Below are 8,423 nucleotides of genomic sequence, written 5' to 3'. Positions count from 1 at the left end.
GTCTTGCCGTAGCCGACGTCGCCGACGATGACCCGGTCCATCGGGACCGGGCGCTCCATGTCGGACTTCACCTCGGCGATGACGGTGAGCTGATCCTCCGTCTCGGTGAAGTCGAACGCGTCCTCCATCTCGCGCTGCCACGGGGTGTCCGGGGCGAAGGCATGTCCGGGGGCGGCATGGCGGGCGGCGTACAGCTGGACGAGTTCCCCTGCTATTTCGCGAACCGCCTTGCGCGCCTTGCGTTTTGTGTTCTGCCAATCCGAACCGCCCAGCCTCGACAATGACGGCTGCTCGCCACCGACGTAGCGCGACAGTTGATCGAGAGAATCCATCGGCACGTACAACCGGTCGCCGGGCTGGCCGCGTTTACCGGGCGAGTACTCGATGACGAGGTATTCGCGGCGGGCACCGGAGATGGTGCGCTCGATCATTTCGACGAAACGGCCGATGCCGTGCTGGTCATGCACGACGAGATCGCCGGCCGTCAACGCCAGCGGATCGACCTGGTTGCGGCGTTTGGCGCCGAGTCGGCGGCCGTCACGCGTCCCCGCAACCCGCGATCCAGTCAGATCGGCCTCGGTGACGACCACCAGCCGCGCGCCACCGCTCCCGGCGCCGGCACCTGATTCGGCCCGCTCGCCACCGCTCCCGGCGCCGGCACCTGATTCGGCCCGCTCGCCACCGCTCCCGGCGCCGGCACCTGATTCGGCCCGCTCGCCACCGCTCCCGGCGCCGGACACTATTCCGTGGCGCAACGTGCCGTGATAGATCGTGACTGCGTCGGCACTCGGCGCCTGGCCGGCGGTCGCCATCGTCGACGGCACCTCGGCGTCGCCGAGCCGTTCGGCCACGCGCGCAGCTGTTCCCTTGCCCGCCACCACGATTGCCGCCCGGCCACCGTCGGCAACGTGGGCCCGCAACTGGGCGAACAGCGCGATGATCTCGTCCTCGTGGCCGCGCGGAGCGGGCCCCGCGGACACCTGCAACGCCACCTCGCCGGCGGCCCCGCTGCTCAACGGGCTCAACGTCCACCACCGGCGCCCGGCTGCCAGAGTCGCCGCCTCCACGTCGTCGATGCGACGATAGGCACTAGCCGAGAACTCCTTGGTCAGCGGGGCGTCACCACCCATTCCCGCCGCAGTCCACGCCGCGTCGAGAAACTCCTTGCCGGTGGCGGCGAGGTCGGCTGCGCGGGTTCGAATCTTCTCCGGATCCAGCAGCAGGACAAGCGAATTGCCGGGAACAGCCTCCGTGAGCAATTCCAGTTCGCCGCCGACGAGCAGTGGAGTCAGCGCCTCCATTCCCTCAACCGGGATGCCTTCGGCGAGTTTGGCGAGCATCGAGGTCAAATCACTGCCCTCGCGCTGCGACTCGAGCAACTTTCCGGCGCGATCGCGGACCTGTGCGGTGAGCAGCAATTCACGGCAGGCATGGATGACCACCGGGCCGGTCTCGATGTCGGGGTGGGTGCGCTGATCGGCGACGGAGAAGGCCCGCACGTCGGTGATCTCGTCGCCGAAGAACTCGACGCGCACCCCATGCTCGGCCGTCGTGGGAAAGATGTCGAGGATGCCGCCGCGGACCGCGAACTCACCGCGGCGCCCGACCAGGTCGACGCGCTCGTAGGCCATCTCCACCAAGCTCGCCAGCAGGCCGTCGAAGTCAATCTCGTCGCCCTCCCGCAGGGTGATCGCCCGCAGGGTCCCGAGCCCCGGGGCCATCGGCTGAACGACCGAGCGGACCGTCGTCACCACGACTCGAAGCGTCGGCGCGGCGGGGGCAGCAAGGCGGTGCAGAACTGCCAGGCGCTGCCCGACCGTGTCGGCGCTGGGCGACAGGCGCTCGTGCGGCAGCGTCTCCCACGAGGGGAAGAGCGCGACCGCACCGGGGTCATCGAGGAGTTCGGCAAGTTCGGCGACGAGGTCCTCGGCCTCGCGCCCACTGGCCGACACAACCAGGAGGGGATCGCGGGTGGCCTGTGCCAGTGCGGCCACGGCGAACGGCCGGGCCGCATCGGGAGCGGTGATCGACAGTGTCGGGGAGGCCAGTCGTGCAGTCAGAGCGACGAAGGTCTCGTCGGCGCATACCGCCTGGGCGAGGCCGTGCAGAACGGGGGTGGATACCACTCGCACCAGTCTATGCGGCGGGCCGAAGCCACCCGTCGCCGAGTCTCGGCGGAGCTGTCCGATCGTTACTCCAGTTCCGCAGCGCCTGCGGTCGGGTGATGATGACACCGAATCGCTTGGGCCAGGCATAGTCGCGGGCCGCACCCCCGCCCCGCCGAGTGGGCACCCCCAACCCGCCGAGTGGGCACCCCCAACCCGCCGAGTGGGCACCCCCAACCCGCCGAGTGGGCACCCCCACCCCATTTACTCAACCAAATGGTTGACAAAGATCGCCGTCGGCGAGACACTTAATCAACCGTCTGGTTTAGCAAAGGAAGAGCATGACGGATCAACTGTCACTGGTGTTCTCGGCGCTGGCCGACCCCACACGACGCGACATTGTCGCCCGATTGACACAGGGCGACGCGACGGTGAGCGAACTCGCCGAGCCGTACGACGTCAGCGTGCAGGCGATCTCCAAGCAACTCAAAGTGCTCGGCGACGCCGGCCTGGTCACCCGGGGACGTGCGGCGCAAACCCGTCCCGCACATCTCGAGGCGGAGGTGTTCGACCTGATGACCGGGTGGATCGAGCGGTACCGACGCCAAGCCGAGGAGCGCTACCAGCGCCTGGACGCGGTGTTGGCAGCGATGCAGGGAACCCCGGCACAACCAGAGCAAGGAGCAGCATCATGACCACGACCACCCACCCCGAGGCCACCATCGAGGCCCACCCGACCCTGCCCATCATCACGGTGACCCGCGAGTTCGCGGCCACCCCCGCCCAGATCCTGAAGGCGCACACCGATCCGGATTTGTACGCCCAGTGGGTCGGGCCGAACGGCATCTCGACCCGAATCGACCACTGGGATGCCCGCCGCGGCGGCAGCTGGCGCTTTCGCAACGTGATGGGCGACGAGGAGTACGCGTTCTACGGCAGCTTCCACAACATCACCGACGACACCATCGTGCAGACCTTCACCTGGGAGGGCCAGCCCGACGACGTGTCGCTGGAAACACTTCGCGTCGAAGACCTGGGCAACGGCCGGACCCGGCTGATCGCCCAGTCCCTCGTCGACAGCATCGAGGGCCGCGATGCCTGGTTGCGCAGCGGTATGGAGGCCGGCGTAAAGGACGGCTACGCCAAGCTCGACGACCTACTCGCCGGGGGCACCCTCTGATGGCGCTGCCGCACTCCCCGGCCGCGCGGCACCGCATGGTGGCGCAGGGTTTCACCGATCGCGTTGCCGGCGTGGCCGACTGGGCGGCACCGGCACCGGTGGACGGATGGACCGCGCGCGACGTCGTCGGGCACCTCGTCGACTGGTTCCCCCGGTTCCTCACCGCCGGCGGGATCGAGTTGGCGCCCGGTCCCCGCGTCGTCGACGATCCGACGGCTGCGTGGCGCCACCACACCGACCAGGTGCAGGCACTGCTCGACGCCGGCGGCACCCGGGAGTTCTCCCATCCGATGGTCGGATTGATGCCGCTGGCCGAGGCGGTCGACCGCTTTTACATCTCCGACGTGTTCATGCACACCTGGGATCTGGCCCGCGCCAGCGGGCAAGCCGTCGCCCTCGACGAGGACTTCTGCGCGTCCCTGCTCGACGGGCTGTCGCAGATGGCGGAGGTGTTGCGATCCTCCGGCCAATACGGCCCGGCCATACCGGTCGCCGACGATGCCCCCATTCAGGACCGGCTCATGGGATTCATCGGGCGCGACCCGGGGTGGCGGGCCTGACCTCGTGGCTTACGCATTCGGCGCACCGGCCAGTTGCGTACGATCTGCGCCGGGCGGGAACTCGCCGGCGCGGCGCCCGGCTACTGCACGGGTTTGCGCGTCGGGTTGACGGGCTCCACATAGTCCTCGCTCACCAGCTCAGGATCGGGCTCCAGCCGGGTCAGTCCGTTCCAGCAGAGGTTCACCAGATGGGCGGCGACCACTTCTTTCGCCGGTTCGCGCACGTCGAGCCACCACTGCGCAGTCATCGAAACCATGCCGACGAGCGCCTGCGCATAGAGTGCGGCAAGTCCTGGATCGAACCCGCGGCGTTCGAAGTCCGCGCCCAAGATGTGTTCGACCTGGCTGACCGCATCGTTGAGGAGGCTCGAATACGTCGCGTTGTCCCCGTCGTTGCTTCGGCCGCGCGCAAGAATGCGGAAGCCGTCGGGCCGCTCCTCCATGTAGGTCAGCAGCGCCAGCGCCACCTGCTGAACCCGGAACCGTGAGCGGGTCGTCGCCAACGACGAGGTGATCATCTTCAGCAGAGTTTCCATCTCACGGTCGACGACGACGGCGTACAGGCCCTCCTTGCCCCCGAAGTGTTCGTAGACAACCGGTTTGGAGACGTTGGCGCGCTGCGCGACCTCCTCGATCGTGGTGGCCTCGTAACCGCGTTCGGCGAACAGCCCGCGCGCCACCCCGATCAGCTGCGCCCGCCGCTGGGTTCCGGTCATGCGGGTGCGCGGCTGTGCCATGACAAGAACCCTAGTGCGCTTAGCCCTTCTTGTAGACGATCCCGTCCTTCATGATGACGGCGAAGTTCTTCGCCGGATCGGCGATCAGGTCCAGGTTGCCCAACGGATCACCGTCGACGAGGATCAGGTCGGCCAGCGCATTGGGCTCAACGACGCCGAGGTTTCCCGCGTACGGGCTGCGCGGGCCACTCAACCCCAGCAGCGTCGCATTGTCGAGGGTTACCAAGCGCAGGAGTTCGGCGGCGGTGAACCATTTGCGCAGCGACAGCAGCATCGAGTTCTGCTTCGGGTTCTCCGCGGGCTCGAACAGGAAGTCGGTGCCCCAGGCGAGTTTCACCCCGGCGCGCTTGGCTTCGGGCCAGACCCGGTCGTTGCCCTCGACGATGGCCACGCGCTTGGCCCTGCGCTCGGGGGTCATCGAGTCGTTGTTGGGCACCAGATATTGACCGCTGAGCCACACGCCCCGTTCAGCCATCAGTCGCAGAGTCGCCTCGTCGAGCAATTGTCCGTGCTCGACGCATTTGACCCCGGCGTCCATCGCCCGGCGCACCGACTTGTTGGTGTAGGCGTGAACGGTGACGTAGGTGTTCCAGTCGTCGGCCGCCTCCACCCCGGCGCGCATCTCGTCGATCGTGAACTGAGTGACGTCGATCGGGTCGTATGCCGAGGAGGTTCCACCCCCGGCCGCCAACTTCAGCTGGCTCGCACCCATCCGCAGGTTCTCCCGCGACGCGGTGAGCACCTCGTCGCGGCCGTCGACGATGAATGTCGCGTTCAGCTGCTCGGCGCGCGACTGCTTACCGGTGAACCGGCGCGACTGCTCGTCGGGGGTGCGAAAATCGCCGTGTCCCGATGTCGACGAGATCATCGCGCCCGATGGCCAGATCCGCGGCCCCGCGGCTTTGCCCGCATCGATAGCGGCCTTCGCCGGGAAGATCGGGCCGCCGAGGTCGCGCACGCTGGTGAAGCCGCGCATGAGCATCTGGTCGGCCGACGTCAGTGCGGCCTTCGCGTAGAACTCGACGCCCTTGTCCGTGTCGGTCAGATCGGCCATCGTGACCGAGCCGAACATCAGATGGACATGGTTGTCGATGAGGCCCGGCATCAGGGTGCGGCCGAGCCCGTCAATAACGTCGGTGCCCGCATCAGCGGGCTGGCCGGCGCCGATCGCCGCTATCGTGTTGCCGCGCACCAGCACATCGGTCGGTGCGCCGAGTCGTCCGCCGCGGACGTCAAGGACGCGAACATTGCGGAATAGTGTCGCGGCGGGTCGTTGGGGTGCTGCCGCAGTCGAGGACGCTGTCCCGGCCTGATTGCCGGTGCCGCAGGCGGCGAGAAAGGCGGCGGCGAGGGAGGCGCCGCCAACCGCCAAGAAGTGGCGGCGGTTCAGGCCGGCGCACGAGCATTCCAACGACGAGTGTGCTACCGGCACTGCAACCTCCACGGAGTAGGCGAACCGCCCAACCTTAACGTCGCCGACCCGTCAGACGGAGAGTTTGCCGATCTCCCCCGGGTCGCCGCCGAAGTACCGGTACATCGCGAGGTCTTTCGCCCTGCGCCCGCGCCATTCGAGGTAGCGCCCACCCGCTGGCGTGCGCCCGATCAGCTGGTAGCTGACCGTGTTGCGGATCCACGCGACACCGAACGCCCAGGGAGGCCGTTGTGGCAGGCGCAGATCGCGCATGCCGCGCGGTCCGAGGAAGCCCTCGAGCATGCTCAGCAGCCGTTCCCGCTCATAGCGGCCGGCCAACGCCGGCAGGACCCGGTATTCGAGATCGGTCTGGACGTCGACGAGGGCACCGGCGAGTTGTCCACCGGCGTCGGTGACGTCGGACTGGACTTGCAGCACGTTGTAGCTGAGCTGGTGCTGGTCGCGTTCGTCGTCGAAGAGCCAGTCGTCGTCGACGCCGATCAGCCACCCGACATAGCGCCACAGGTGCATCACCGCGCGGGAGTCGGCGCGATTGACCGGGACGCCGAGTGCGCGCACCCCCATCATCAGGGCGCCGGAGAACAGATTGAGCGTCGACGCCAGGTCGGCCTGGTTGATCGGCAGCCCCCACTGCTGGCTGTCCCAGCGGCCGTTGCGCTCGAAGGACTCGTTGACGAGGGCGTGCATCAGGCGCACATGCACGGTGAGTTTCCAGCCCTGTCCGTGCCGGCGCATGCCGCCTTCCTGCGCCACGGCGATCGCCCAGGTCTGTGTCTCACCGAGGCGGCGCTTGGCGGTCGCGGCGCGCAGCCCGCCGGTCTCGGCCAGCAGGTCCACCGGGCCGCCGAATCGGTATCCGCCGATCAGCGCCAGCTGCAGCAGCACGTCGCTGGCGTTGCGGCCGAATCGTCGAACAACCTGTGCGCCGTGCTCGCACAGCTGCGGATCGACCCAGTCGGGCGTGTCATCGACGCGAGCAAAGAAGTCGCGCAGTACGGGCGGCGCATCGGCGGGGACGCCGTGTTCGAGCGCGGTGTGGACGTCCCGCATGCTGACGCGTGCCGGGTCGTCGGCGGGCAGCCGCATCGCGGCGACGACCGCGGCGGCCGGTTCGTCGCGCTGCATGAGCCGGGCGGCGATCGTGGCGAGTTCGGCCTCCGTGGGGTCGCCGAGATGCCAGTAGGTCCGCAGCATCCGCCCGATCCGCCGGCCGCGTTCGGGGGCCGAGCCGAACCGGCGCGGGGGTGTCGATCGTTGATTGTTCGCGACTAGGACAGAAGCCATGAGACGATTGTAGCTATTCGTCTCATGGGCGGCTACTAGCTGGCGTCCCAAAATCGCGGATAAGTAGCACACATGCCGTCCCAGTCAGCGCTCGAAGCGAAGACCCATCCCCGATTCGGTCAGCAGATGACGCGGGTGCGACGGATCCACCTCGAGTTTGCGGCGCAGGCTTGCGAGATACACCCGCAGGTAGTTGGTCTGCCGCACATACCCGGGCCCCCAAACCGCAGTCAAAATCTCCCGCTGGGTCACCAACCGTCCCTCGTTCCGCACCAGAAGTTCCAGAATCCCCCACTCGGTCGGGGTCAGGCGCACCGGTGCACCGTTGCGCGTCACACGCTTGGCCGCCAAGTCGATCACCGACAACCCCGCCGTGACCACCGGAGACTCCACGGACGCCGGCCACGGTCACCGCTGCACCCGGTCGTCGAGTCCGCGTATCGCAAGCAGACACGCCACCGTCGCCGCGACAGTGACAACGATCATCAGCACGTCGGCCATCACACCGAACCTCCCGCGAGTGCGGACGCGGTGTGCGCCCGTCAATCTCCAGGTTCGTCGGCGCCGGAACATCCCGCCAGCGTCTTAATGGAATACTTACGCTGGCAGTGGCAAATCTGACATTGCGCTAGCGGATCACCGCTCGACCGTCGGGTCATCAGTGCGGGCGTCGCATCACCACCCATAAGGCGGCAGCTACCTGCTCCGCCACCAGGACTCGAACCTAGAATGCCTGAACCAAAATCAGGAGTGTTGCCGATTACACCATGGCGGATGATGGCGGACCCGAAGATGCCGCCGTGGCGATTCTGCCACAGCGGCACCGATCGGTGCGCCTGGGTTGCTAGTCCTTCGGTCCGCCGGCGACATAGATGACCTGCCCGGACACAAACCCCGCCCCCTCGCTGGCGAAGAACGACGCGGTGTGCGCGATATCCGCCGGGGCACCGACGCGCTTCACCGGGATCTCGTTGGCGCTGAACTTCTTGAACTCCTCGAAATCCACGCCCATGCGGGCCGCGGTCGCCTGGGTCATCTCCGTCTCGATGAAGCCGGGGGCAATCGCGTTGGCGGTGATGCCGAACTTGCCCAACTCGAAGGCCAGCGTCTTGGTGAAGCCCTGCA

At 67.7% G+C, this 8,423-nt stretch carries 8 protein-coding genes, 1 tRNA gene and 1 pseudogene; 3 read left to right on the top strand and 7 right to left on the bottom strand.

What is annotated here, in order from left to right; all coding sequences use genetic code 11:
• Positions 1-2,126, bottom strand: a 2,126-nt coding sequence (locus B4M62_RS02535; protein ID WP_290704704.1) for a CarD family transcriptional regulator, incomplete at its 3' end; no start/stop codon positions are given.
• 320 nt (positions 2,127-2,446) lie between these two features.
• Here B4M62_RS02535 and B4M62_RS02530 point away from each other — a divergent pair.
• Genes B4M62_RS02530 through B4M62_RS02520 form a run of 3 tightly spaced genes read left to right on the top strand, consistent with a single transcriptional unit; the run spans position 2,447 to position 3,845 of the window.
• Complete coding sequence (locus B4M62_RS02530; protein ID WP_290704702.1) at positions 2,447-2,800, top strand: ArsR/SmtB family transcription factor; 354 nt, start codon at positions 2,447-2,449, stop codon at positions 2,798-2,800.
• Positions 2,797-3,285: an SRPBCC domain-containing protein gene (locus B4M62_RS02525; RefSeq protein WP_290704699.1), complete on the top strand. Its 489-nt coding sequence runs from the start codon at positions 2,797-2,799 to the stop codon at positions 3,283-3,285. Before B4M62_RS02530 ends, B4M62_RS02525 begins: the two co-directional genes overlap by 4 nt.
• Positions 3,285-3,845: a TIGR03086 family metal-binding protein gene (locus tag B4M62_RS02520; protein WP_290704696.1), complete on the top strand. Its 561-nt coding sequence runs from the start codon at positions 3,285-3,287 to the stop codon at positions 3,843-3,845. Before B4M62_RS02525 ends, B4M62_RS02520 begins: the two co-directional genes overlap by 1 nt.
• Positions 3,846-3,925: 80 nt before the next feature.
• Here B4M62_RS02520 and B4M62_RS02515 read toward each other — a convergent pair whose 3' ends face one another.
• The 6 genes and pseudogenes from B4M62_RS02515 to B4M62_RS02490 form a co-directional block, all read right to left on the bottom strand.
• Positions 3,926-4,582 carry a TetR/AcrR family transcriptional regulator gene (locus B4M62_RS02515; RefSeq protein WP_290704692.1) on the bottom strand — a complete coding sequence of 219 codons (657 nt, stop codon included), beginning with the start codon at positions 4,580-4,582 and terminating at the stop codon, positions 3,926-3,928.
• Positions 4,583-4,601: 19 nt separating this feature from the next.
• The gene (locus B4M62_RS02510) at positions 4,602-6,014 is read right to left on the bottom strand and encodes a metal-dependent hydrolase family protein (RefSeq protein ID WP_290704689.1); all 1,413 of its coding nucleotides are present in this window, start codon (positions 6,012-6,014) and stop codon (positions 4,602-4,604) included.
• A 51-nt stretch (positions 6,015-6,065) separates the two neighbouring features.
• Entirely contained in the window at positions 6,066-7,298 is a 1,233-nt protein-coding gene (locus B4M62_RS02505; protein WP_290704686.1) for an oxygenase MpaB family protein, read from the bottom strand.
• 84 nt (positions 7,299-7,382) lie between these two features.
• A pseudogene (locus B4M62_RS02500) lies at positions 7,383-7,694 on the bottom strand (winged helix-turn-helix domain-containing protein); the annotation flags it as partial.
• Between the two features lie 307 nt (positions 7,695-8,001).
• Positions 8,002-8,073, bottom strand: a tRNA-Gln gene (locus B4M62_RS02495).
• Positions 8,074-8,142: 69 nt separating this feature from the next.
• Positions 8,143-8,423: SDR family oxidoreductase (locus tag B4M62_RS02490; protein WP_290704682.1), on the bottom strand; the 281-nt coding region annotated here is incomplete at its 5' end.

The sequence above is a fragment of the Gordonia sp. UBA5067 genome, assembly GCF_002414845.1.
GTDB lineage: Bacteria > Actinomycetota > Actinomycetes > Mycobacteriales > Mycobacteriaceae > Gordonia > Gordonia defluvii.
Note: the sequence above shows the minus strand (reverse complement) of the source record. Positions and strands in the feature narration are given on the sequence as shown.